Raw genomic sequence first — 26,238 nt, forward strand, 5'->3', positions numbered from 1 at the left:
TAAAGAAATACGCTTGCAAGTATGTTCTGTTCCTAAGAATCTCGTGACTTCAGTCATGAGAGGTTCAAAGGATAGACACAAATTAAACAAATAACTCGTATAAAGAAATTGCTTTTCACTTAAAGTATGATATGCTTTACTAAACAAAATTTGTTTAGTAAAGGGATGATGTTAATGGCAACGATTCGCGATGTAGCCAAAAAAGCCGGCGTTTCACCCGCAACCGTTTCTCGCGTGTTGAATGCGGATCCAGCACTCTCTATTTTACCTGAAACAAGAGAACAAGTATTGCTGGCTGCTAAAGAGCTTGATTATAGCTTGACAAAGAATAAAAAGAAAGTCCGTGAAAAGAAGAAAATCATTTTAATTTTAGCTGTCTCAAAAGAAGACGAGACAGAAGATACCTACTATCATTCCATTCGCAGTGGTATTATTTCAGAATGTAAAAAGAGAAAAATTGAGATTACCAAAGAAATTTTGGTTCAAGAAATTCGATCATATGAAAATGAAATTATGCAGCAAAGTGGGATTATCTCAATAGGAACCATCGAAAAAGAAGTCCAAGATTATCTAGGTGAAATTAGTCAAGAGTTGATTTTCTTAGATGACCCTAAATCGAGTGATCGCTATGATGCCGTTTATGTTGATTTAGCGAAATCAACGAAAATGACACTTGATTACTTAGCACAAAAAAATTATAAAAAGATTGGTTTTATTGGTGGGCTTGAAGAAAGACGGGATTTTGAAGGCAACAGATTGAATCGAAAAGAAATCCGTTTTAGAACATATCTAGAATGGATGGAGGAAAATCATTTAGAACAATACATTCAATATGAGTTGGGTAACTGGACGGTCAAATCAGGTTATGAAGCCGCTAATAGACTAATCGCAGCAGGTGATTTACCTAAAGCGATACTTGTTGCCAGTGATCCGATTGCTATCGGTGTTTACCGAGCGTTACAAGAAAAGAAAATCAATATTCCAGAAGATGTTGCGATTGCCAGTTTTGATGATATTGAAATGGCAGAATTTTTAACCCCAACACTGACAACTGTTCGTTTCTCTTCAGAAGCGATGGGGAGAATGGGCATTCGAATATTATTAGATCGTTTAGAGCTAGGTGAACGCGAACCTGTCCGCGTGGTGATACCTACGAAATTAATGAAACGAGAAAGTAGTTAATAAAAACGGATAGCAAAAATAACGAGAAAATCCAAATACACGAGTAATGAATTTTGAATGCCTTCTAAAGGTTAGACCCAAACAGTCTGACTTTTGGGAGGCCTTTGATTACTTGTGTATTTTTTTATTTTAAAATAAGAGTTGACAAAACAATCGGTAAACGTTATAGTTAAACAAACATCACTTGTTTCATAAACAAGTAGTTAGGAAAAACATTCTTGTTTCGTAAATAAGTAGTTAGGAAGGGTGATAATGTGTATAAATTAAATCAAAAGTATCATAATCCACAGGTAACGCATGAAAATCGTGAACAGCCAAGAGCCTTTTTTAAAAACGAGAAGATGAAAGCGGAAACGTTTTTGAATGGTGAGTCAAAAGAAAACTTTTTATTATTAAGCGGTCAATGGGATTTTCGGTTAACTCAGACACCTCTGGATGAGCCAAAAGAATTTCTGGAAGAGACAAACCATTGGGACAAGATTACCGTGCCAGGTCAATGGCAGATGCAAGGGTTTGGGAAACCAAACTATACAAATGTTCAATATCCTTTTCCAGTAGATCCGCCATTTACTCCAAATGAAAATCCAACAGGGTATTACGTTCGTGAGTTTAAAATGGATTCGGTTGATGAAACGAAAGAGTATATTCTTCATTTTGCCGGAGTTGAAACCGTTTTCGATGTTTGGGTTAATGGGCAATATGTAGGTTATGGTACAGGAAGTCGCTTGGCGTCAGAATACGACATCAGTTCGTATTTAATTGCAGGGATCAATAAATTACAAGTAAAAGTCTTGCAATGGGCGGCAATGAGTTATGTTGAAGACCAAGATATGTGGTGGCTGAGTGGGATTTTTAGAGATGTTTATTTATTTGAACGACACAAAGGAGAAGTCTTTGATTACTTTGCCAAAGCGGGTTTAACGAATGGTTATCAAGATGGTCTATTGTCCTTAGAAGTAGTGTTTAAAGAATTACAAGAAGCAACGACACTCAACGTATCCGTTTATGATGACGCAAATCAACCGCTTGCCTCAAAAGAAATTACGGTAAAAAGTTTAGTTGAAGAAGCGACGTTAGTCATTCCGAAAGTCAAACGTTGGAATGCCGAAGAACCGAATTTGTACAAACTCTTAATCGAGACACGTATTAAGGATGAGTGCATTCAAACGATTACTCAAAAAATTGGTTTTCGTACGGTAGAAATTATGGATGGCCTACTAAAAATTAACGGGCAGCATATTATTTTAAAAGGAGTTAACCGTCACGATTGGCATCCGACAAAAGGTAGAAGTGTTCCTTTTGAATCGATGGAAAAAGATATCCAAATGATGAAAGCGTTTAATATCAATGCGGTTCGAGCGGCGCATTATCCAAATGATCCACATTTTTATACGTTATGTGATCAATACGGACTATATGTCGTTGATGAAAATGATATCGAAACACATGGAATGGAAATTGTTGGGCGTTGGAATGAGCTTAGCGATAGTCCTGAATGGACCAAAACATACATGGACCGGATGCAACGAATGGTAGAAAGAGATAAGAATCACCCGTCAATTATTATGTGGTCGTTAGGTAATGAATCTGGTTTTGGAGCTAACCATAGCAAAATAGCAGAATGGACCAAAAAACGTGACGATAGTCGTTTGATTCACTACGAGGGGGAAACAAGAGCAATCTTTAACGGTCATTTGGAACGAGAAAATGAGGCAGCAGATTTCTATTCAACAATGTATAGCTCGCCAAAACTGATGGCGGAGCAAGGAGAGAGGGAAGATCTAAAGCAACCGCATATATTATGTGAGTATGGGCATGCAATGGGGAATGGTCCTGGTGGATTGAAAGAATATCAAGAAGTCTTTTATAAATATCCAAGAATTCAAGGCGGCTTTATCTGGGAATGGATTGATCATGGCATCCAAGCAACAGATGCTAAAGGTGAAACATTCTATCAATATGGGGGCGATTTTGGTGAAGTGCCAAATGATAGCAACTTTGTAATTGATGGCATGGTTTTCCCTAATCGTCAGCCATCACCAGCACTGCATGAGTTCAAGAAAGTAATTCAACCTGTGGAGGTACAATTTGAGACTCAAAGACAGGAAGTAACGATTATAAACCGTTATGATTTCAAGAGTTTAGCCCATTTAAAACCAATTTTGCAATTAAAACAAGGGCAGGAAATGCTGCTAGAAGTTGGATTACCGTCCTTTGATTTACCGGCAAGACAAAAAGAGACGATCGCTCTTCCACTAGCTATCAAAGAAAAGCTAAACGAAACTAGTGCAGAAGTGATATTATCGCTGCTATTTTTCGACACGACCGAATCACAAGAACGTTTAGAAAATGCGGTTGCCTGGGAGCAAGTTGTAATCGGGGAGTATCGCAAGACGAGTATTCCGACGCTCGGAGCTTTTGACGTGGAAGAAACAGCAACGACACTCATTGTGAAGAATCAAGAATTGTCCGTCAAATTTAGTAAAGTTAATGGTCGTTTACAAGAGTGGACCGATGCCAAAGGACAAATGGTCTTAGAAAACTTAGCCGTCAATTTCTGGCGCGCGACGATTGATAACGATCGCTTAGGGATTGAAGAATTCTTTACTAAACCAGTCTTGTCAGAATGGTTAGATTATGGTGTAAATATGCTAGCAGAAAGACTCGTCTCGTTTGAAACAACGCTAACCGACGAAGGCATTACGGTTGCCACAACCAGTCGAATCATGCCAAAAACAAAAGACTGGGGCATCGAATTAGCAACGAGTTACCATCTTTCAGCGCCGAATATCGTTTCAATTGAATTAAGCGGTAAACCATTTGGAGAGCATCCACGAACGTTACCAAGGATTGGCTGGAAGATGTCGTTACCTAAAACACAGCAAGCTGTTAGTTGGTACGGTAAAGGGCCACATGAAAACTACGCGGACAGCCAAGAAGCAGGTTTCATTGATGTTTGGCAAGCTCAAGTGGCCGACTTGTTCACGCCGTATGTACGCCCACAAGAAAATGGCAACCGAATGGAAACACGTTATGTCCAAGTCTTAAATAGCCAAAACCAAGGTTTGTTTGTTGAAAAACAGAAAAAACCATTTAATTTTAGTATTCATAATTACACGACCGAGATGTTAGAAAAAGCAACACATACGAATCAATTGGAAGAAGCAAAAACCAGCGAACTGATGCTTGATCTTGCTCAGTATGGTTTAGGTTCAGCAAGTTGTGGACCAGAAGTTTTACCACAACATCGCTTATATTTAGAACCGTTTCATTTTTCAGTAACACTGCAACAAGTTAACGGATAAGATAAAAGGAGGAAATCAAAATGACATTTTCGAAAAAAGCAATGATGGGGTTAACCATTGTAGGTGCATCATTCTTACTAGCCGCATGTGGTGGCGGAAGTAGTGAAGAAGCCAAGCAATCAGGCGACGCGGGCAAAACAGAGGGGCTAACGGTATGGGCTTGGGATCCAAAATTTAATATTGCAGCTTTTGAAACAGCAGAAACGTTCTATCAAAAAGACAATGCCGCTTTTAAGTTAAATATCGTAGAAAATGCTCAAGTGGATATTGTTCAAAAATTAAATACCAGTTTAAGTTCTGGAACGACCAAGGGCTTACCGAATATCGTTTTAATTGAAGATTACCGTGCCAAAAGTTTCCTTGAAGCGTATCCTGACGCTTTTTATCCGATGACAGATTTTATCGATGCCAGTCAATTTATGTCTTATAAAGTAGAAGCTACATCAGTAGACGGGGTGAATTATGCGACGCCGTTTGATACGGGCGTTACCGGCTTGTATCTACGTAAATCAATTATTGAAGAGGCCGGTCTGCAAACAAGTGATTTTGAAAACATTACTTGGGATGAGTTTAATGATTTAGGCGTGATTGTAAAAGAGAAAACAGGAACGGCGATGTTTTCAAATGACATGAATGATTTAGGTTTGCTTCGAGTGATGATGCAATCAAGTGGTGCGTGGTATTCAGGAGAAGATGGCTCAACCCCAACATTTGAAGGCAATGCAGCACTAGCGAAGGGTTTTGAAGATGTTAAAACAATGCTTGATTCGGGCGTCATGACGACTCACAATGGCTGGGATCAACTATTAGCCAATTTCAATGGCGGAAAAGTCGCTTCCATTATCCAAGGAAACTGGATTACACCTTCTGTGACGACGGAAGCCGAACAAGCCGGTGATTGGACGATTGTGCCAACACCACGTCAAGCCGGAATCACAGGGGCAACCAATGCCTCAAACTTAGGCGGCTCTTCTGTTTATATTCTAAACATTGATGGAAAAGAGGAAGCGGCGAAATTCGTCTCTGAAACATTTGGGCAAAGTGCTGAATTTTACAATGAATTAAATACAGCGATAGGTGCCCTCGGTTCATTTGCTCCTGCCATTGAAACAAACGCCTACCAAGCAGAAGTTCCGTTCTTCAATAATCAACGAATTAACGTTGATTTTATGGATTGGGCAGCCGAGATACCGGCAGTAAACTTTGGTAAAAACACGTATGCGTTTGAAGATTTAGCAAAAGTTGCTTTGCAAGATTATCTAAAAGGAACCGATTTAAATACTGTTTTATCTCAAACTCAAAAAACTGCTGAAACACAAGTGAAGTAAGAAGGAAGGGTTAAGGCAGAGTGATTTTCTGTCTGACCCTTTTTTAAATCTAAAGGGGGATACAAAAATGGGAATACTAAAAATGAGCCAAACGAGGCGAAGACAGACGATTATTGGTTGGTCTTTTGTCTTGTTATCCGTAGTATTAATCATGACATTTTACTTTTATCCAATGGTTCAAGCGTTTATCTTATCTTTAAAATCGGGCCCAGGAAATAACTTATCGTTTGTTGGTCTAGCGAATTATAAACGACTCTTTTCAGATCCAACCTTTCTCGCAGCAACCAAAAACACGCTGATTTTCTTAGTTTTCCAAGTACCGATCATGGTGTTGCTAGCCATTTTCTTTTCAGTGGTTTTAAATAATCAAGCGGTGAAATTAAAAGGCGTTTTCCGCACCATTATTTTCTTGCCGGCAGTCACTTCATTGGTTGCGTATTCAATTATTTTTAAATCCTTATTTTCAAATAATGGGATAATTAATCACTTATTGCTGAATATTCATTTGATTTCAGAACCGATTGCTTTTTTCTCCAGTCCTTTTTGGTCAAAAGTTGTCATTATTTTAGCCATTACTTGGCGTTGGACAGGTTATAATATGATTTTCTTCTTATCGGCTTTGCAAAACATTGATCCAAGTATTTATGAAGCCGCACGCATTGATGGGGCAAACCCAATCAAACAATTCTTTCATATTACCGTTCCAATGTTGAAACCAGTTATTTTATTCTCATCGGTTACCTCAACGATTGGTACCCTTCAATTATTCGATGAACCAATGAACTTAACTCAAGGTGGACCAGGGAATGCGACCACAACCATCTCACAATATATTTATAACTTATCATTTAAATACACACCAGATTTTGGTTATGCAGCAGCAGTCTCTTATGCGATTGTGTTTATGATTATTATTTTATCGGTTATTCAATTTAAAGTAGGAGGGAAAGAGAAATGAAAAAAATAGGAATGTATTTGTTTTTAGTTATTTTCTCCATTGTGTTTGCTTTTCCTTTTTACTTTATGATTGTTAGTGCAACGAACACTTCCGTAGACATTACGAAAGGCGTCCTGCTACCGGGCAAACATTTAATTGAGAACTTTAAAAATTTAACGACACAATATAATATCGGTGGCGCGATGTGGAACAGTGCCAAAATTTCTGTTTTACAAACGATTTTTTCAATCTTTATTGCTTCATTAGCCGGATATGGTTTTGAAATCCATAAAAGTCGCGGAAAGGAATTTATTTTTAACTTTTTGTTACTCTCGATGATGATTCCTTTTGCAGCGATTATGATTCCGTTATTTCAAATGTTTGGGAAATTCTCGCAAGTGGCACCTGCGATTGGGATTGATACAATATCCTCCGTCATTTTGCCATATCTAACAACCGCTTTTTTAATTTTTTTCTTCCGCCAAAATACAAAAATGTTTCCCAAATCATTGTTGGAAGCAGGACGAATTGATGGCCTATCCGAAATTGGTTTGTTTGTGCGGATTTATGTGCCAACAATGCGTACAACCTATGCGGCAGCTGGGATTATCACTTTTATGAGTAGCTGGAATAGTTATATTTGGCCGTTAATTGTGTTGCAAACACCGGAAAAACAAACATTACCATTATTAATTTCAAACTTAGGTTCGAGCTATACACCTGACTTTGGTTTAATGATGCTAGCAATCGTGCTAGCAACGGTTCCGACAGCCGTTGTATTCTTCTTGTTACAAAAATACTTTGTCGCAGGTATGCTCGGATCAGTCAAATAATTAGATAAAAACGCCCTTCAAAATCCTATGAAGTAGGAAAGTGAGGGGCGTTTTTTGTAGCTTGGCACCATTAAAGAATTCGAATGAGAGCTTAATTAATTTTCGGTGGAAAACAAAGAAATGATATTGGAATGATTAAAATATTCTCGGTTTTCGTTTTCGGAGTATTTACTTAAGGACGCATTTTCAAACCCAAAGAGTGATTCTAAAAATGAGCAATCAATAGGATGAAGATTTAAAATGTCGTCTAAAGAAAATAAGTGGTTTTTAAAAACTAAGTCCAGCAAGGAAAGTATTTTTCCAGGTCTAATAATTGCAATATCTTCATCAAGAGGTTCATTTTTTTATAGTCCTTTCGGTTACAACATTAATTAAAGTAAAGACATTAAATCTCTCTTTTTTTTAAGTGATTGTTTACGGCACTGGTATATAAGATATTATTGACGAATTTTTAAATAATGTTAAAGCACATCCATGAGATTGTAGGGGATATTTTATCCTGACTAAATCTCTATGGAAATGACAACCAAAAGAGACACTCGATCTGTGGCATGATTGACATGCACCTAATTTGGACAAGTTTAACTCTTAATGAAGTTTGATTAATCGAACACGAAAGACCAATGTAGTATAATAGTTTCAAGGAGGGATTCCGTATGACAACCATTACAGTCAAAGTTACAGAAGAAGAAAAAAACTTCCTAGAAAAAATTGCGTCTCTCGAAAATATTTCACTCTCAGACTATGTTAGAACAAGAGCTATCGAATCAGCAGAAGAACAAATGGATTATCTGACGTATCTAGACATCATGAGCAAACAAAAAGAAGAGGACAACGTTAGTTTTGAAGAAACTAAAGCAAAGCTGGGTTTACATTGAAGACTCTAGACAGCATGGAAAAAGATTAACTGACTTATAAATCAAGCTATTGTGAAAAATGTGAGAAGTATAGATAAGGGACTCAAAATGCTAGATAGTTTAGATTCTTCATAGCTTCGAAACTTTTATAGCGTAGCAATTTAAGTGGCATTGTCTAATGTTTGATTTTGTGTCTTATGAATCCTTTTAAATAATCAATAAATGAATCAAAAACTAAGACTAGCGGACCGGAGAAAAATGCCTTGTTCCAGCTGCGCCAAAAGACGAAATGTGAATTAGGCCTGCTTAGTGCTAAAGCACTAAGCAGGCCTTTGAAGCTTTCGAGTTGAGGTGTCACGCTACGCCTGATATTGTATCCGTAACTCACTACGTTCGAACGGCTTCAACAACTACAGGCTCTATTAGAGGTCATGAAATGAGCGAATAGTGACGAGTAATAAGCAAAGAATCGTTTGAAAGTGTTTTGTACTTTCAAAAAGATTCTGGCTTATTACCGAGTCACTGCTCATTTCATACCGTTTCGAAGCGGTCTCGCAGCTTCCGGTACAAGGCAATTTTTCGCAGGGGAGCGGGAGTCGTCGACTCTTTGTCTCTTGGTTTTTTATCTACTGATTTTTTTGCGATACCTACTCCTGAAACTGAGCATGATACAGCTCATAATATGCCCCTTTGTCATGTAATAATTCTTCATGTGTTCCTTGTTCGATAATTTGTCCTTGTTCCATAACTAGGATTTGATCGGCTGCTTGAATCGTTGATAATCGATGGGCAATAACGAAGCTCGTTTTGCCTTTCATCAATTCTAAAAAGGCGTCTTGAATCTTCTTTTCGGTCAATGGGTCAACTGAACTTGTGGCCTCATCTAAAATCAACATAGGTGGATTGGCAATCATTGTTCGCGCAATCGTTAATAATTGGCGTTGGCCTTCTGATAATTTTACGCCATAATGGCCAATTGGTGTATCAAGTTTTTTCGGAGCATCCATGACGTATTCTAACATCTCTGTTTTTTGTAAGGCGGCATAAATGGCGTCATCACTCGCATCGGGACGACCGTACGTTAAGTTTTCACGTAGCGTATCATCGAATAACCAAGTATCTTGCAAGACCATTCCGAAGTTTTGACGTAATTGATTTCGTGAGATTTCCTTCACATCTCGTCCATCAAGTAAGATTCGTCCAGCTTGGACATCGTAAAAGCGCATCAATAAGTTAACGAGTGTCGATTTTCCTGCACCGGTTCGTCCGACAATTGCAATGGTTTGGCCGGGTTTTGCTTCGAAACTAAAGTCTTGAATTAAAGGACGACTCGCCTCATATGCAAAATCAACGTGTTCAAAGATTACATTGCCTTGAATAGCCGGCAATTCAATTTTCGCTTCGGGTGTTTCAATAGGCTGATCGAGTAAATAAAAACCGCGTGCTAGTCCGGCAAAGGCGCTTTGAATTTGGGTCATTAAGCCTGATAGCTCAATAAATGGTTTTGAAAATTGTGTGGCATAAATGGTAAAGCTCGCGATGATTCCGACGGTCACATTTCCCATATCGTTAAATATCAACCAAGCGCCAACGAGTCCGATGGCAATATAAGCTAAGTGATCGACAAAGCGTGAAATCGGATTGGTTAAAGAAGAAGAGAACTGGGCGCGTTGGCCTTTGACTTGCAATTCTTTGTTTGAAAGGTCAAACAGTGCTTCATTATTTGCTTCTTGACGAAAAGCTTTGACAAGCGATTGATTGCTGACACGTTCGTTAATAAAACTAGTCAATTCTCCAACGATTTGCTGTTGTTGGGCAAAATCATTTTGTGAACGCTTAGCTACCCAATAACTAACGAAAAAGATCATCGGAGTGACACATAAAACGACAATCGTTAAAACAATGCTTAGTCGTAGCATGAAAATAAAGGCAATGATAATGACCGTTAGACCAGTGAAAAGTTGCTGATAGACGGCACCAATTGCGACCGAAACTTGATCTAAATCATTTGTAAAACGACTCATTAAGCTGCCATGTGGTGTTTGGTCGTACGTTTGTAAAGGCAGTTGGTTCAAGTGTTTGAACGCATCTTTTCGCAAACGATTGACACTTTCATAGGCAACGTGATTGCCTAAACGTTGGATAAACCATTGACTAAAACTCGTTAAGAGAAGGACCGCAATAAAGGCCAATAAGATATTGCGTAAAATAGTGAAATCAACTTGCCCAGGTCCAATTAACTGGTCGATACCTTGGCCGATTAAAAAGGTTAAATAAACGGAAGCACCACCTGCAATAATGCCAAAACCTAAAGCTACAAAATTTATTTTTGTATGAAGCGTTAGATAGGGCATGAAACGTTTGAGAGTCGCGAAATCAATTTTTTTCTTATTCATTATTCCGCCTCCTTTTGTGCATCGAGTATTGCTTGGTAGTAAGAGGAGGTTTTGATTAAATCCTCATGACTGCCATGAGCCACCATTCGGCCTTTTTCAAGGACTAAAATTTGATCCGCATCTTGAATCGAAGAGACACGTTGGGAAATTAAAATGAGGGTCATCGATAATTGTTTTAAAGCTTGACGTAATAAGAAGTCCGTTTGATAATCCAGTGCACTTAAAGAATCATCGAGGACTAAAATTTTAGGTTTGGCCACAATCGCACGGGCAATAGCTAAACGCTGAATTTGACCACCAGAGAAATTTTTGCCGTTTTCGACGATTAATGTATCCAGTTGTGCTGGGAGTTTTTCAACAAACTCGGCGCCTTGAGCAATCTTTAAAGCTTCCCAAATTTCGGCATCACTTGCCTCGGCTTTTCCCCATTGGATATTTTCACGAATCGTACCACGAATTAAAACAGATTTTTGTGGAACAAAGCGGATTTGCTCACGTAAAGCGTCGAGTGGCCAATCACGAACATCGACACCATCAATTACCACACTTCCTCTTTCTACATCATAAAAACGCGGAAGTAGTTGTGTTAAACTCGATTTTCCTGCCCCGGTTGGACCGGTCACGCCTAGCGTTGATCCGGCAGGGATATATAGGGTTAAGTGACGCAAGGTGCGACCGTAAGCTTCAGAGTATCGAAAATCAACATCGTTTAAGGCAATTTCACCACGAATCGTTGTCGGTAGTCTCGGTTCGGATTTTTCAGCGAGAGAAACGTTCGTATCAAAAACTTCATTCAAACGTTTAGCAGAAGCTTCGGCGCGGGTAAAGATAATCACTAAGTTAGAAACGACGATCAAAGCAAGCAGCATTTGATTCATATAATTAACGAGTGCTAAAATCTCACCTTGTTGCAAATCACCAATTTCAACTTTAAACCCACCTAAAACAAAAATCCCAACAATTCCTAAATTCAAAATTAACGTCGTAACGGGTGATAAAATCGTTGAAAGTTGGGCCACTCTTAAATAAGTTTTTGTCAACTCATCACTGGCATCGTTAAAATTTTCGACTTCTTTTTCTTGTCGGCTAAATGCTCGGATAATACGAACGCCGCTCAAGTTTTGAGCAACAATTTGATTGAGGCGGTCGAGTTGTTGTTGGACAAAGCGATACAGAGGAACTGAAATTTTAATCAAGAAAAATAATAGCAAAGAAAATAAAGGTAAAATCGCTACAAAAATCAAACCTATTTGCCAATCAATATAAAAAGCCATAATCAGTGCACCAATACTCAAAAAAGGCGCTCGGACAACGAGTCGAATCAACATGGCTAACGCCAGTTGCATCTGATTGACATCATTCGTCATACGGGTAATCAATGTATTTGAACCAAAATAATTGAGTTCTTTATGACTCAATTGGTTAATCTTTTTCATTAACGCTTGACGCAATTCAGTACCCAATCCTTGTGACGCTACTGAAGCGTAATATTGGCATGTCACAGCCGATACAACTCCAGCAATAGTGAAGAACAACATCCAAGCAATCATTTGCCAAACTTTGGTCCAATTTTGTTGTTGAATTCCTTGATCGATTAAGATAGCCATTAGTAATGGTAACATTAATTCAAAAATGGCTTCAGAAAATTTAAAAATCGGGCCCAAGATCATTTCCTTGCGGTAATCTTTTGCATACTTTAATAGACGAAACATTCCAACACTCCTTTGCAAAATACTTATTGCATTTATCATAACGAAAAGTATCTAAAATAGAAAGTCATGTCCCTGTAAAAGTTCAGGCAACACCAAATGAGAAGGTTTTCGAAAAGAACAGAAGTGGAACTTTTTATTTTGTCCGAATTTCTGGTGTGATTCTCATTCCAAAATCAAAAAAATGGCTGAATTTTAGACATTTACACGTTATCAATTAATCAGTTAGTGAGGCTCAAAAATCATTTTACGCCACTATTATTACAAACATGTAACAAAAAAGTTTCCGCTTCCATCAATACTTTAAGTCCATTTCCCTCGGTTTTATTAAGTAATAAAGTCAAGAACCGCTTTTTCTGTACTACTTTGTAACAAACTGTAAACCAACTGACATATATGCACCTAGAATATCCAGTATAATATTCTAGAATTCTTATCGAATGGAAAGGTGTGACAGTAATTGAAGGGAAAGAAATTAGTAACCCTAGTCTTATGTCTCATTCAGATCACAGCCCCGGTGGCTATTTCAGCAGATACGCTGGAATCATTGAATCAAAAAGAAACAACCTTACAACAAGAAAGCCAAGCAATTAGCTTAGAAGTTCAAAATGCGTTAGAAAAAGTCAACGAAGCCTATCAAGCAGTCGAAAATTTAAAAGGGGAGATTTCAGAAAATGAAGCCCTTTTAGAAGAGACGCACAATCAAATTTCGGATACGAAAGAAACCATTGCTCGCCGCAAAGAGATGGTTGCCGAGCGTTTACGTCAATTACAAGTCAATAGTGTTGGGGACAATAAAATCGCCTATTTACTTGAATCTGCAAGTATCCAAGAATTAGTGACCAACTTATATGCCATCACGATGTTGCAAAGCGCTGAGAAAGATGCAATCGAAAGTTTAGATGCGGACACAAAGAAATTACAAGAGTTAGAACAAGAAGCCAAAGCGACACAGGCGACTTTGGTTAGCAACCAAGAAAACTTAACAGCTGAAGCGCAAACGTTAGATGCACAAGTCTTAAGTTTAAAAGAGCAATTAGCCTCAAATCAAAATGCCTTAGCGTCGATTGCTCAAAGCAAAGAAGTCGAGCTTGCAAGAATTGCAGCGGAAGAAGCGCGTGCAAAAGAAGAGGCTGAAAAACAGGCCGCAGCCGAGAAAGAAGCAGCAGAACAAGCAGCCAAAGAAGAAGCCAATAAACAACCAGAAACACCATCAAAACCGGTCGAAAAACCAAGTACACCAGCACCCGAAAAACCAACGACCCCAACGCCGACCCCAACGCCACCAGCGAATAATAGCGACAATTCGTCAAACAGTGGCAACAAGGTCCTATACATGGAATCAACTGCGTATTCCTATAAAGAAGCGGGATCAAGTTTCTTTACCGCAATGGGTGTTGATTTACGTGTCAACCCACGTGTTGTAGCGGTCGATCCAAGTGTGATCCCATTAGGCACGATTGTGGAAGTTGAAGGTTACGGGATTGCTTTAGCAGCCGATACCGGAGGCGCGATTAAAGGAAATATTTTAGACGTCCATTTAGATAGTGAGGAAGCTTGCTATGCCTGGGGACGCCGTTATAACGTCAAAGTAACCATTTTAGATTAATTGAATCAGACTAAAAACCACGAGAAATGATTTACATTCTCGTGGTTTTTTTCTTTGCCAAATAATGTATCTATTAAGGACGCATTATTTTTCGGATAAAAAGACGAACAAAAAATAAAAAAGGGCACAGAGAAACTCGTTACAGATAGTAATTGTTTGAAAACTATGAGAATATATCTATAATGTTGTCGAATAAAAAATGCTTATTTCAATGGTTTTTCAGAGTTTACTGCATAAAAATAATTCATTAATATTTCTAAATGTATTAATAGCCTTTCTTTTACAGTCGATTTTGATTATAATAAACATGTTCTCATTTTTTTGTAAAAGACTTCATAAGAAATAGAATGATTTGAGGAGGTTGTTACCTAGAATGAAAAAAGTTGGAAAGGGCTTGGGAGTGCTTACGATTGCGATTCTGGCAATAGGCATCAATGTGGTTGGTTTTAAAAGAACAAAAGAGAATCAACAGCTGCAACAAGTCGATCAGATTGCTGAATCAATCGTTAGTCAAAAAAAGCAACTGTCTACATTAGAAGAAATGATTGGTAAGGCTTATATAGATGAGAAAAAGGAATTTTTACAGCCAACGTTAACAAAAGAAATCATTGATAAAATAGAAAATAACTTAGCTAGAATGAAAGTATCGGCTGAAGATTTCGATGTCAATGCCAAAGCGTTACCCGATGAGGTCGCAACGTTTGCGCAGAAAAAAGAAGACTTGCAAATGGAATTCAATGGCATCAAAAAACAATTCAATCTTCAGTCAGAAATTTTGGCATTATTTACAAATGATACGATTGACTGGCAGACGGTGACCAATGATGTCGTTTTGACAACTGACGTGACCGAAAAGCAGTTGAATGACCTTAAAGACAAACTACAAGCAATTGAAATTCCCGATTGGCGAGCAAATGCAGAAGAATACGTTAGTTTTGCGCAAGCGCAATTCAATCGCATCCAAGAGCTGAATGCAAATTTTGACGAGATGCTTGATAATGATACAATCACCGAATCAGCGACGTATGATCGCTACTATAGTGTAAGCGAAAGTATCGCACAAGTTCGGAATCCTGAAATAAAAGCACAATTCCTTGAACAATTGGATAGTGTGAGTCAACAACTAGGAATGGGAAGCGTCTATTAAAAAATAATAAACAATCATTACGTATAAGTGATGAATAGAAAGTAGAGAAAACATGGAAGAAACAATTAGTTTAAAAGAAATATTTGATATTATTCGCAAACGTTTGTTGACGATTTTGGCCTGTACATTTGTCGGATTAGGACTTGCTGGAGTTTTCACCTTTTTTGTTGTGAGCCCACAATACAGTTCTCGTGCGCAATTAATCGTTTCCTTACCACAGTCAGAAACAACAAGCGTCAATGATATTAACTTCAACTTACAAATGCTAAACACCTATAAAGACATTATCTTACAAGGAGACGGGCAAGCACAAGAAGTGCAAAGTCGCCTAGCAGAACAACACGGCATAAAAATGACGCCAGGTGAAATTAAAGCATCATTACAAGTCGTTCAAGCGCAAAATTCACAATTATTCTCGATTCAAGCAACCGATGGTAAAGCAAGTAATGCCGCAGCAATTGCCAACGTGACCGCTGAAGTTTTCCAGGAAACCGTTAAGAGTATCTTAACGAACGTTGATACCGTAACGATTGTTTCAAGTGCGGTGGCAAGTCCCAAACCAATTTCGCCAAACAATCAATTGAACTTAGCGATTGGTCTGATATTAGGCATGATGGTCGGTGTCGGCTTAGCCTTTGTCTTTGAACTATTCGATCGCACGGTCAAAGACCCACGTTTTATTTCGGAGAATCTAGAACTTACGATTCTTGGAACCGTTCCACTGATGAGTGCCAAAGAAATCAATGCCCAATACGTACCGAAACCAGCGAATAAACCAACGGCAAAACCGACAACTCCTACGAGTGAAGTGGGACGTCGTAGTCGCTCGAAAGTCTAGGAGGAGAAGCGAATGTCAAAAAAACAAAACAAAGAAGCATCGAAACGAGCGGTTGGACTGATTACGTTAACTCACCCGTCTTCTCCCATTTCGGAACAATATCGCACCATCCGTACGAATATTCAATTTGCAGCTTCGGTTGATCGTCGCTTGCAGTCAATGGTCATTACCTCTTCAGGACCGGCTGAAGGAAAATCAACAACCGCTGCGAATTTAGCCATTGTCTTTGCCAAATCAGGACAACGAGTCTTGCTGGTGGATGCAGATATGCGAAAACCAACCGTCGATCAGACGTTTCATTTACCGAATGTCCGTGGCTTGAGTACCGTCTTAAGTACGAACCAATCGGTCCTTGAAAGTTGTCAACCGACATTTGTCGACAATCTTGACGTGTTAACGAGTGGTCCAAAACCACCGAACCCGTCCGAATTAATCGACTCTAAACGAATGGATCAAGTGAAGATGGAGCTCAAACAAGTCTATGACTTTATCATTTTCGATATGCCACCAGTCATTACCGTGACCGATGCGCAAATCATGTCTTCGAAGGTCGACGGGACGTTACTCGTCGTTCGGGAGAATGTGACAAGCAAAGAGTCAATCGCGAAAGCCAAAGAAGCGCTTGGGTTAGTGCAAGCCAGAGTCTTAGGTGTCGTCTACAACGGCGCGACAAACAATCGTGACCAAGGTTACTATTACTATTAAAAACAAGTTTTCTTAAATAGAACTTAAAAAAATGAACTTAAAAAGAATTGAACCATTCAAGTGAGAAAGGAAGTGAATACGCATGATTGACTTACATTGCCATATCTTACCCGCAGTCGATGACGGAGCTGCAAGCTTACAAGCAAGCCTTGCAATGTCGGAACAAGCAATCGAACAAGGCATTACCCACCTCTTATGTACCCCGCATCACAACAACGGACGCTATGAAAATGATAAAAAATCAATCATTGCGGCTGTTCACCACTTACAATCCGTCCTTGACGCACGCCACCTCCCACTGACCTTACTCGAAGGTCAAGAGGTGCACGTCACGGGCGAACTCCTCACCTTATTAAACCAAGATGAACTGTTATTTACCGATTTGACCGATACGTATTTGCTGCTGGAATTCCCGACAATGGACGTCCCGGCTTATAGTGAGTCATTATTTTTTGAACTCCGAACATTAGGCAAGGTTCCTGTAATTGTCCATCCAGAACGCAATGCGATGTTTCGCGAAGATCCGAATCGCCTAATCCCGTTTTTAGAGATGGGCTGTTTGGCGCAACTAACTGCACCAAGCATTGTCGGTATTTTCGGCAAAAACATTCAAAAGACAGCGCACGAGATGGTAACACATAATCTCGTCCAGATGGTCGCTTCCGATGCGCATGGCGTGACGAAACGCCGTTTTTATTTAAAAGAAGCCTATGAAATCATCGAGCAAGAATGGGGCAAAGAAAAAGTCTTGCAGATGCAACAGGTCGCTAGAGACCTCGTTAATGGTGATGAGGTCTCTTATCCAAGTTACACAGAAGTGAAAAAGAAAAAATTTGGATTTTTTTAGGGGGAATTCGAGTGTTTGTGTTAACAAGAAAACGCAAGATCATGATTATCGCACTCGTCGATTTATTGATTTTACTTTTTTCCAATCTATTTGCCTATTTATTTATGGATCCTTTTGTTTCAATCGAAGTATCCTCTTTACCAGGGATGATGTTGATTACGACCGGGATGTATTTTGTCTTTGGTGTTCTCTTTAAAGTCTTTACTCGCATGAATCGTTATACGAATTTACAAGAAATTATTGCCATCGTACTCGCGACAACGTCAATGGCAGCTAGTAGTTTATTGTTGAATTGGCTCTTTTACGGTTCCTTTAGTAAACGCATGATGACGTTTATTTTTTTAGTCAGCACCTTACTGATTGTGATGAGTCGCTTGATGTGGCGACTGTATATCGAACACAAAAACGGTTGGCGTAAAGATCGAGGCGAAAAGGCACAACGGACACTAGTTATTGGTGCGGGAGAAGCTGGGCGCATCTTAATTAATAGCGTGACGCATTCACTTACTGCACATGAAATTAACATTATCGGTCTGATTGATGATGATCCAAATAAACAACGGATTTATTTAGAAGGTATTCAAGTCAAAGGAATGATTGAAGACTTGCCTGATTTAATTAAAGAGCATCAAATTGACATGGTGACAATTGCCATTCCGTCATTGACACCGAAGCGATTGCGGGAAATCATTGCCTTATTAAAGACCACAAAAGTCAAAGTCAATACGATGCCGTCAATGGAAGAACTGGCTTCGGGGAAAGTTAGTATCTCACGTTTAAAAAACATTGACGTCGTCGATTTACTCGGACGAGAAGAAGTGAAACTGGATATTGAACAAATCAAAGACCAATTGACGGATAAAGTTATTCTCGTTACGGGAGCGGGTGGTTCGATTGGTTCCGAAATTTGTCGCCAAGTGATGCAGTTTACGCCGAAAACCTTAATTTTATTGGGGCATGGCGAAAATTCGATTTACTTAATTGAACGTGAATTACGCCAAAACTTTGCCACAAAAAGCACCAAAATCATCCCAGTCATTGCCGACGTGCAAGATCGACAACGGATGATGGACGTCATGGCTGAGTATCGACCAGAGATTGTCTATCATGCGGCAGCGCATAAGCACGTGCCATTAATGGAAGCTAATCCAAGAGAATCCGTTAAAAACAATGTCTACGGTACAAAAAATGTTGCCGAAGCTGCCAAAGCAGCAGGTGTTGCAAAATTCGTGATGGTTTCAACCGATAAAGCCAATAATCCACCAAACGTGATGGGTGCAACCAAACGTATTGCCGAACTGATTGTGACAGGACTCAACGAAAACAGTCAAACCAAATTCTCAGCAGTTCGCTTTGGTAATGTTTTAGGTTCCCGTGGTAGTGTGATTCCGGTATTCCGGGAACAAATTGCCAAAGGTGGTCCGATTACGATTACCGATTTTCGGATGACCCGCTACTTCATGACGATTCCTGAAGCAAGTCGCCTCGTGATTCAATCCGGTGCACTAGCAAGCGGTGGCGAAATCTTCGTTTTAGATATGGGAGAACCCGTCAAAATCGTTGATTTGGCGAAAAACATGATTCAACTCAGCGGTTATACCGAAAATGAGATTAAAATCGTGGAAAGCGGTATTCGTCCCGGTGAAAAACTTTATGAAGAACTTCTTCTTGATGAAGAACGCAATGACCAACAAGTCTTTGATAAAATTTTTGTTGGAAATATCAAAGGAGCGAAACTCGAAGAAGTGATGGATTTTGTGGAGAAATTATCAGAAGATGATTGCTTGTTAGCGAAAGAAGTTGTGGCATTTGCGAATCGCTAGCAAATTAAATAAAATATACTCTGAGTTATAACTATGTTGTTGATAAATAGAAACTTTCTTGATTGGATATGTTTTTTGACATAAGCGGAATAAAAGTATGAAAATGCTATAAATAGAAAATTTTAATAGTTATAACAGAAATTTAATAATGTACTTTTAGAATACGCTGACACTTAAACAATACATGATCAGGTAATTAAGATTTTAAGAAGAGCGAATATTCAAATAAAAGTGGTAGTAGGTAAAGGGGGATGAACGTATATGATTTATAAATTATTCAAAAGAGTATTTGATATAACAATTTCAACGGTTGGATTAATTATTACTTTTCCAATATTGTTAGTAACAGCAGTAGCAATTAAGCTTGAATCCCCAGGACCTATAATCTTTAAACAAGAGAGATTAGGTTTAAATGGTAGAGTTTTTAAGATTTATAAATTTAGATCTATGTGTGTAGATGCTGAAAAAAGTGGTGTTTATGAGAAAAAAGGTGATCCTAGAGTCACTAGAGTAGGAAAATTTATTCGTAAAACGAGTATAGATGAGCTTCCACAATTTATTAATATTTTAAAGGGAGATATGTCACTTATTGGACCAAGACCTGCGTTAACTTATCATCCTTGGCCGTATAATGAATATACGACAGAACAAAAAAGAATGTTTGAAGTTCGTCCTGGCGTTACAGGATGGGCTCAAGTTAATGGTAGAAAAGAAGTTGAATGGCCAAGACGAATTGAACTAAACGTTGAGTACGTAGAGAAGATGTCATTCTATTTTGATTTGATGATATTCTTCAAAACTATTTTCAAAGTATTACGAATGGACGATAACCTTAATGTAAAAGAGACTGCTTCGAAGAAAAATACTAATGCGTAAAAATATTTATTTGGAGGTTACTTTATGGCTTTGAAATTAATGTATATAACAAATAATACTGAGGTAGCAAAAGTCGCAGAAAAAAGTGGTGTCGATTGGCTGTTTATTGATCTTGAAATAAACGGTAAGGAAGATAGACAAGGCCATCTAGACACGGTGATATCGAGACATCATATTACTGATGTAAAAAAAATCAAAGAAGTTCTTCATACATCAGAGCTAATTGTTAGAGTAAATCCAATATTTCAAGGATCTAAAGCTGAAATTGATCGAGTTATTGCTGATGGAGCAGATATCATTATGTTGCCTTTTTTTAAAACTAAAAATGAAGTAGAAACTTTTGTTAGATATGTATCTGGAAGAGTGAAAACAATGTTATTATTGGAAACTCCAGAGGCTGTTGGAGTTATAGATGATATTTTAAGTGTTGATGGAATTGATTTTATTCATATTGGATTAAATGATCTTCATCTGGGATACGGTCTTACATTCATGTTTGAACTATTATCAGACGGAACTGTTGAAAAACTATGCAATAAGTTTAAAGAAAAAAATATTCCATATGGATTTGGTGGTATCGCTCAATTAGGACAGGGGGCCCTCCCAGCTGAATATATTATTGGAGAACATTACAGACTAAATTCAACAATGGTAATTCTCTCTAGAAGTTTCTGTGATATGAATAAAATTAAAAATATTGAAGAGGCTGAAGAATTATTTGAAAGAGGAATTTCTGAAGTTCGTCGTTATGAGAACGAATTAAGTAAAAAGAATCGAGATTTTTTTGAAGAAAACAGATTAAGTATAATAAATAAAATCAATTCAATCAGCAATCAAAAGGTGAAATTAGATGAATAAATTATTACTCACTGGAGCATTTAAATATAGTCAAAAACAATTGAATATATTAGAGAATTTGGGATACAATATTATTTTCATCCAAGATGAGAGAGAAAAATTAACAATCGATGTCGCTGATATTGATGCTGTTGTCTGTAACAGTTTATTTTTACATAATGATATCAATAATTTTACAAGTCTTAAATTTATTCAACTTACGAGTGCAGGATTAGATAGGGTTCCTCTTGATTATATATATAAAAATGATATTCAACTTTTTAGTGCTAAGGGAGTATATAGTATCCCGATGGCAGAATGGACGGTTCTTAAGATTTTAGAAATATATAAAAAGAGTCATTTTTTTTATGAAAATCAACGTTTACATAAATGGGAAAAACAAAGAGATTTATTTGAATTAACAGGCAAGACAGCTTCCATAATAGGTTATGGTGAAGTAGGATACGAAATATCAAAAAGATTAAAAGCGTTTGATATGAATATAATCAGTGTTGCTAGAAGAAAACATGAAAACAAATATATAGATGAAGCATTTTTAATTGATGACATTGAAAAGGTATTAAGAAAATCAGATGTTGTTATTTTTACATTACCATTGAAAGACGAGACAAAACATATTTTGAATGAAGATAAAATGAGAATAATGAAAGATAATTCAATTATCGTAAATGTTTCTCGAGGTGGAATTATCGACGAAACAGCTCTTGTCAATTTTTTGAAAGAAGATAAATTTTTAGGAGTAGCGTTAGACGTTTTTGAAAAAGAACCTTTAAGTAATAGTTTTTTATGGGAGTTTGAGAAAGTAATCATCACACCTCATAATTCATTTGTTTCTGATAAAGTGAACGAGAGACTATTTAAATTGATTTTAAGTAATATTACAAAATAGTATTTAATACGAGAGGAACCAAAAATGCATACTAAAAAAGAAATTGAAGAAATATTAGATGTATATCCAAAGTATAGAGAGACATTATTTATTAGGGGATATTTAATTACAGATAAGAATATTGATTTTGATGATACCTATCCTTTTTATAACAACTGGAATAAAATAAATTTTGGAACTTTAACAAATGGGAATCAATTAAGTATTTATTATCATAAAGCACAAGATTTTTACAGATATTCTGAACAAGATATAGAAATTGCTATTATAGGACATGCTTATAATCCATTTGATTTTGTACATGATGAAAATCAAATTTTGAGAGACTTAGTTAGCCAATATAAAATTAGTAAAGAACAATTTTTTGATAAAGTCAATGAATTAACGGGTATTCATTTGATTGTAGTTAATTATAAAGGTTTAATTTTTGGTGTACAAGATTGTTCAGGAATGAAGTCATGTTATTTTGGGAGAGTAGAAGATAAAATATGGATTACCTCACACCCTCAATTAGTTGGTGACTTGTGTGATTTGACCATGGACTTATTCGTCAATAAATTAGTTCATTCAAAACCATATAACATTGGGAACAAGCATCTACCAGGCAATATGAGTCCATATAAAGAGCTTAAAAGATTAGGCGGAAATACTTATTTTAATTATGATAATAATTTTAAAATTATCCGGTTTTATCCTGTGCAACCACATGCAGAAATTTCTAATCAAAATGAGTTTGATGATGGGATTAATAAAATCGGAAAAATTATGCATAATAATATATCTCTAGCAGCTCTTAAATGGGATAAACCTGCTATTTCGTTGACTGGGGGAACTGATAGTAAGACAACATTAGCTTGTGCAAACGGTTTGTATGATAAATACAAATATTTTAGTTTTCATTGTAAGGAACCCGAAATCATAGATGCAAAAGCTGCTGGATTAATTTGTGAGGAACTAAATTTAAAGCATGATGTATATCCAATTCCTGATAAAAATGAAGATGTTGAAGATTTTGAAGTTTTGAAAAAAATAATTAATCATAACTCATCCTATTTTAAAAATACTGCCGACCATGAAATACGAAAAATGATTACATTATATAGATTAAATGATTTTGATATTGAGTTGAAATCATGGGCTTCAGAAACTGCAAGAGTTTTTTTAGAGAGAAAATACGAAGTAGATATGCCAGTTAAATTAACAGAAAGACATTTTAGTATATTTCAAACACGATATTTTTTAACTCCTAATTTATTAAGAAAATCTGATGAAGTATATAAAGAATTTATGAATGAGATTGGATTAACAGGACCATTATTTAATTTCGAACATACAGATCTTTTTTACTGGGAGGTTCGAATGGGGGCTTGGGGGACATCTGTGACTTCTTCACTCGATTTTTGTCACAATGTCACAATGCCAATAAATAATAGAAAACTTCTTGAACTATTTTTATCTTTTCCACACGATGACAGAAAAACCGATCGTGTTCATAAAAATGTAATTAAACTTTACAATAAAAATATTCATGATATGGATGTGGAAATTAAAAATTTATACTTCCATTCACATAGAATTTGGATAGAAAAAATATACTACTATTATAGGACGCTATTTTATAAAGGTGCTAATAAGAAGAGGTCGTAAATATGAAATTTATATTGATATCCCCCAAAAATAGAACTGTATATAATTTTAGAGGAGATTTGATAAAGGAGATACAAGCTAAAGGTTATGACGTGATTGTGACAGGTCCGAATGATGAGGGAATAAAACATATTCAAGAATTAGGAGTTCGATTTGAAAAAATTAAGTTAGATAAAACTGGAATTAATATAATAGCAGATTTACAGTATACTATTAAACTTTTGAGATTTTTTAAAAGCGAAAAACCAGATGCCATCTTAAGCTATACAATTAAACCAGTAATTTATGGTTCTATTGCAGCAAAATTAGCAGGAATTAAAAATATTAATTCTATGATTACAGGTGTGGGTTATGTATTTACAGCGGAAACATTTAAGGCAAAAATAATTAGATTTTTCGCTTCATTATTATATAAGCTGGGTTTAAATTCTTCAACAAATGTAATTTTTCAGAATAGTGATGACATGAAGGAATTTATAGATCGTGGTTTAATTAAAGAAAAAAAGTGTAGACTAGTTAGCGGATCGGGTGTAAATATGGAGAACTTTAAACCTACATTATATCCCGATAATATTACATTCTTCATGTTATCTCGCGTTTTATACAGTAAAGGTATTAGAGAATATTTAGAAGCTGCTAAGAAGGTAAAAATTAAGTATCCTAATGTCACCTTTATGTTGTTAGGTGCTGTAGAAAATATGCAGGATTCAATGAGTATGACCGAATTAAAACCGTATATAGAGAAAGGGATAATTGAATATTTTGGTGAGACTAATGATGTTTCTAAGTACTATGCAAAAGCTTCAGTATTTGTCTTGCCATCGTATCGAGAAGGTACCCCTAGGACTGTATTAGAAGCGATGGCTATGGCTAGACCTATTATTACTACGAATGCGCCGGGATGTAGAGGAACTGTAAATGAAGGAGAAAATGGATTCCTAGTTCCTATAAAAGACATCAACTTATTGGCAGAAAAAATGGAATGGTTTATAAAAAATCCCGAGATGGTTGTTGAAATGGGTAAGGCAAGCTTAAATTTATGTCAGACGAGATTTAATGTAGATAAAGTGAATCATGATATGATAAAATATATGAATTTATAGAGGAGTATCTAATAATGACCTTATACGAAAAAATTAAAAATAGAAAAGAAAAAATATCACTTGTAGGACTAGGTTATGTAGGAATGCCCATCGCTGTAGCATTTGCAAAAAAAGTTGAAGTAATTGGATTTGATATTAGTCAAGAAAAAGTAAATTTATACAATCAAGGAATTGATCCAACTAAAGAAGTTGGCGATGAAATTATTAAAGAAACAACCGTAGAATTTACCGCAGATGAGAAGAAACTTAAAGAAGCCAAGTTTCATATTGTGGCGGTTCCTACGCCTGTTAATTCCGATCATACACCTGATTTGAAACCAGTAGAATCTGCGAGTAGAACCGTTGGACGTAATCTTACTAAAGGATCAATCGTGGTCTTTGAATCAACCGTCTATCCAGGAGTAACAGAAGAAATTTGTATTCCTATTCTAGAAAAAGAATCTGGGCTGAAATGTGGCGAAGATTTTAAAGTAGGGTATTCTCCTGAGAGAATTAATCCAGGAGACAAAGTACATAGACTAGAAACTATCGTGAAAGTTGTCTCTGGCATGGATGAGGAATCTCTAGATGTGATTGCAAAAGTCTATGAACTTGTAGTAGACGCTGGTGTCCATAGAGCTGCTTCAATTAAAGTCGCTGAAGCAGCAAAAGTGATTGAAAACTCTCAACGAGATATCAATATTGCCTTTATGAATGAACTGTCAATTATTTTTAATAAAATGGAAATCGATACAAAAGAAGTTCTTAAAGCAGCTAGTACAAAATGGAATTTTTTGAATTTCTCCCCAGGTCTAGTCGGAGGACATTGTATTGGTGTCGATCCTTACTATCTTACGTATAAAGCTGAACAAATGGGCTATCATTCTCAAATTATTCTTTCTGGAAGACGAATTAACGATGATATGGGTAAATATGTTGTTGAGAATCTCATAAAAAATCTGATTAAAGCAAATGTTCCAGTGAAAGAGGCAAAAGTTGCAATTTTAGGATTTACATTCAAAGAAAATTGTCCAGATACACGAAATACAAGAGTTATTGATATTGTAGAAGAACTAAAAGAATATGGCATAACACCTATGATTGCAGATCCTCAAGCAGATGAAGAAGAAGCTAAACACGAATATGGAATTACCTTCGATGAAATAGCCGATGTACAAGAAGCAGATGTTATTGTTGTGGCAGTGGGACATGACCAATTCATAAACCTATCTCAAGAAGATTTTGATGAAATGTTTAAAAAAGGATCAAATAAAAATAAAGTAATCATTGATATTAAAGGGATACTAGATAGAAAAGAATATGAGGAAGCGGGATATAAGTACTGGAGATTGTAAAGAGAGGATGTTTGT

At 36.9% G+C, this 26,238-nt stretch carries 20 protein-coding genes; 18 read left to right on the plus strand and 2 right to left on the minus strand.

Annotated elements, in window-relative coordinates; all coding sequences use genetic code 11:
• The first annotated feature begins 174 nt into the window (after positions 1-174).
• The 6 genes from ACFO3L_RS05725 (at position 175) to relB (ending at position 8,463) form a co-directional block, all read left to right on the plus strand.
• A complete protein-coding gene (locus ACFO3L_RS05725) occupies positions 175-1,182 on the plus strand; it encodes a LacI family DNA-binding transcriptional regulator (protein WP_379964744.1) in 1,008 nt (335 codons plus the stop codon).
• A 254-nt stretch (positions 1,183-1,436) separates the two neighbouring features.
• Positions 1,437-4,487 carry a glycoside hydrolase family 2 TIM barrel-domain containing protein gene (locus tag ACFO3L_RS05730; protein WP_379964746.1) on the plus strand — a complete coding sequence of 1,017 codons (3,051 nt, stop codon included), beginning with the start codon at positions 1,437-1,439 and terminating at the stop codon, positions 4,485-4,487.
• 20 nt (positions 4,488-4,507) lie between these two features.
• Positions 4,508-5,815, plus strand: coding sequence for an ABC transporter substrate-binding protein (locus ACFO3L_RS05735; RefSeq protein ID WP_379964748.1), 1,308 nt, complete (start codon positions 4,508-4,510; stop codon positions 5,813-5,815).
• Between the two features lie 67 nt (positions 5,816-5,882).
• On the plus strand, positions 5,883-6,773 hold the full coding sequence (locus ACFO3L_RS05740; RefSeq protein WP_379964750.1) for a carbohydrate ABC transporter permease: 891 nt from the start codon (positions 5,883-5,885) through the stop codon (positions 6,771-6,773).
• Entirely contained in the window at positions 6,770-7,585 is an 816-nt protein-coding gene (locus ACFO3L_RS05745) for a carbohydrate ABC transporter permease (RefSeq protein WP_379964752.1), read from the plus strand. Before ACFO3L_RS05740 ends, ACFO3L_RS05745 begins: the two co-directional genes overlap by 4 nt.
• A gap of 656 nt (positions 7,586-8,241) precedes the next feature.
• Positions 8,242-8,463: a type II toxin-antitoxin system RelB family antitoxin gene (gene relB, locus ACFO3L_RS05750; protein WP_379964754.1), complete on the plus strand. Its 222-nt coding sequence runs from the start codon at positions 8,242-8,244 to the stop codon at positions 8,461-8,463.
• 626 nt (positions 8,464-9,089) lie between these two features.
• On the opposite strand, the gene ACFO3L_RS05755 is transcribed toward relB, so the two are convergent.
• Positions 9,090-10,838: an ABC transporter ATP-binding protein gene (locus ACFO3L_RS05755; RefSeq protein ID WP_379964756.1), complete on the minus strand. Its 1,749-nt coding sequence runs from the start codon at positions 10,836-10,838 to the stop codon at positions 9,090-9,092.
• Positions 10,838-12,550 (minus strand): ABC transporter ATP-binding protein, encoded by a 1,713-nt coding sequence (locus ACFO3L_RS05760; protein WP_379964758.1) that lies wholly within the window; start codon positions 12,548-12,550, stop codon positions 10,838-10,840. The genes ACFO3L_RS05755 and ACFO3L_RS05760 overlap by 1 nt, the downstream gene beginning before the upstream one ends.
• A 457-nt stretch (positions 12,551-13,007) precedes the next feature.
• Here ACFO3L_RS05760 and ACFO3L_RS05765 point away from each other — a divergent pair, with 457 nt between their 5' ends.
• The 12 genes from ACFO3L_RS05765 (at position 13,008) to ACFO3L_RS05820 (ending at position 26,223) form a co-directional block, all read left to right on the plus strand.
• On the plus strand, positions 13,008-14,156 hold the full coding sequence (locus tag ACFO3L_RS05765) for a 3D domain-containing protein (protein WP_379964760.1): 1,149 nt from the start codon (positions 13,008-13,010) through the stop codon (positions 14,154-14,156).
• A gap of 373 nt (positions 14,157-14,529) precedes the next feature.
• On the plus strand, positions 14,530-15,303 hold the full coding sequence (locus ACFO3L_RS05770; RefSeq protein ID WP_379964762.1) for a hypothetical protein: 774 nt from the start codon (positions 14,530-14,532) through the stop codon (positions 15,301-15,303).
• Positions 15,304-15,355: 52 nt separating this feature from the next.
• Positions 15,356-16,141, plus strand: coding sequence for a YveK family protein (locus ACFO3L_RS05775; protein ID WP_379964764.1), 786 nt, complete (start codon positions 15,356-15,358; stop codon positions 16,139-16,141).
• A gap of 12 nt (positions 16,142-16,153) precedes the next feature.
• On the plus strand, positions 16,154-16,846 hold the full coding sequence (locus ACFO3L_RS05780) for a CpsD/CapB family tyrosine-protein kinase (RefSeq protein WP_379964766.1): 693 nt from the start codon (positions 16,154-16,156) through the stop codon (positions 16,844-16,846).
• An 82-nt stretch (positions 16,847-16,928) separates the two neighbouring features.
• Complete coding sequence (locus tag ACFO3L_RS05785; protein WP_379964768.1) at positions 16,929-17,693, plus strand: tyrosine-protein phosphatase; 765 nt, start codon at positions 16,929-16,931, stop codon at positions 17,691-17,693.
• Positions 17,694-17,704: 11 nt separating this feature from the next.
• Positions 17,705-19,516 (plus strand): polysaccharide biosynthesis protein, encoded by a 1,812-nt coding sequence (locus tag ACFO3L_RS05790; RefSeq protein WP_379964770.1) that lies wholly within the window; start codon positions 17,705-17,707, stop codon positions 19,514-19,516.
• 261 nt (positions 19,517-19,777) lie between these two features.
• Complete coding sequence (locus tag ACFO3L_RS05795; RefSeq protein WP_379964772.1) at positions 19,778-20,392, plus strand: sugar transferase; 615 nt, start codon at positions 19,778-19,780, stop codon at positions 20,390-20,392.
• A gap of 24 nt (positions 20,393-20,416) precedes the next feature.
• Positions 20,417-21,250 carry an aldolase/citrate lyase family protein gene (locus tag ACFO3L_RS05800; RefSeq protein WP_379964774.1) on the plus strand — a complete coding sequence of 278 codons (834 nt, stop codon included), beginning with the start codon at positions 20,417-20,419 and terminating at the stop codon, positions 21,248-21,250.
• A complete protein-coding gene (locus ACFO3L_RS05805) occupies positions 21,243-22,139 on the plus strand; it encodes an NAD(P)-dependent oxidoreductase (RefSeq protein WP_379964776.1) in 897 nt (298 codons plus the stop codon). The genes ACFO3L_RS05800 and ACFO3L_RS05805 overlap by 8 nt, the downstream gene beginning before the upstream one ends.
• A 24-nt stretch (positions 22,140-22,163) precedes the next feature.
• A complete protein-coding gene (locus ACFO3L_RS05810) occupies positions 22,164-23,786 on the plus strand; it encodes an asparagine synthetase B family protein (protein WP_379964778.1) in 1,623 nt (540 codons plus the stop codon).
• 2 nt (positions 23,787-23,788) lie between these two features.
• A complete protein-coding gene (locus ACFO3L_RS05815; protein ID WP_379964780.1) occupies positions 23,789-24,889 on the plus strand; it encodes a glycosyltransferase family 4 protein in 1,101 nt (366 codons plus the stop codon).
• 14 nt (positions 24,890-24,903) lie between these two features.
• Complete coding sequence (locus ACFO3L_RS05820) at positions 24,904-26,223, plus strand: nucleotide sugar dehydrogenase (RefSeq protein ID WP_379964782.1); 1,320 nt, start codon at positions 24,904-24,906, stop codon at positions 26,221-26,223.
• Positions 26,224-26,238 lie beyond the last annotated feature (15 nt).

Source organism: Enterococcus eurekensis (genome assembly GCF_042654605.1).
Taxonomy (GTDB): domain Bacteria; phylum Bacillota; class Bacilli; order Lactobacillales; family Enterococcaceae; genus Enterococcus_I; species Enterococcus_I eurekensis.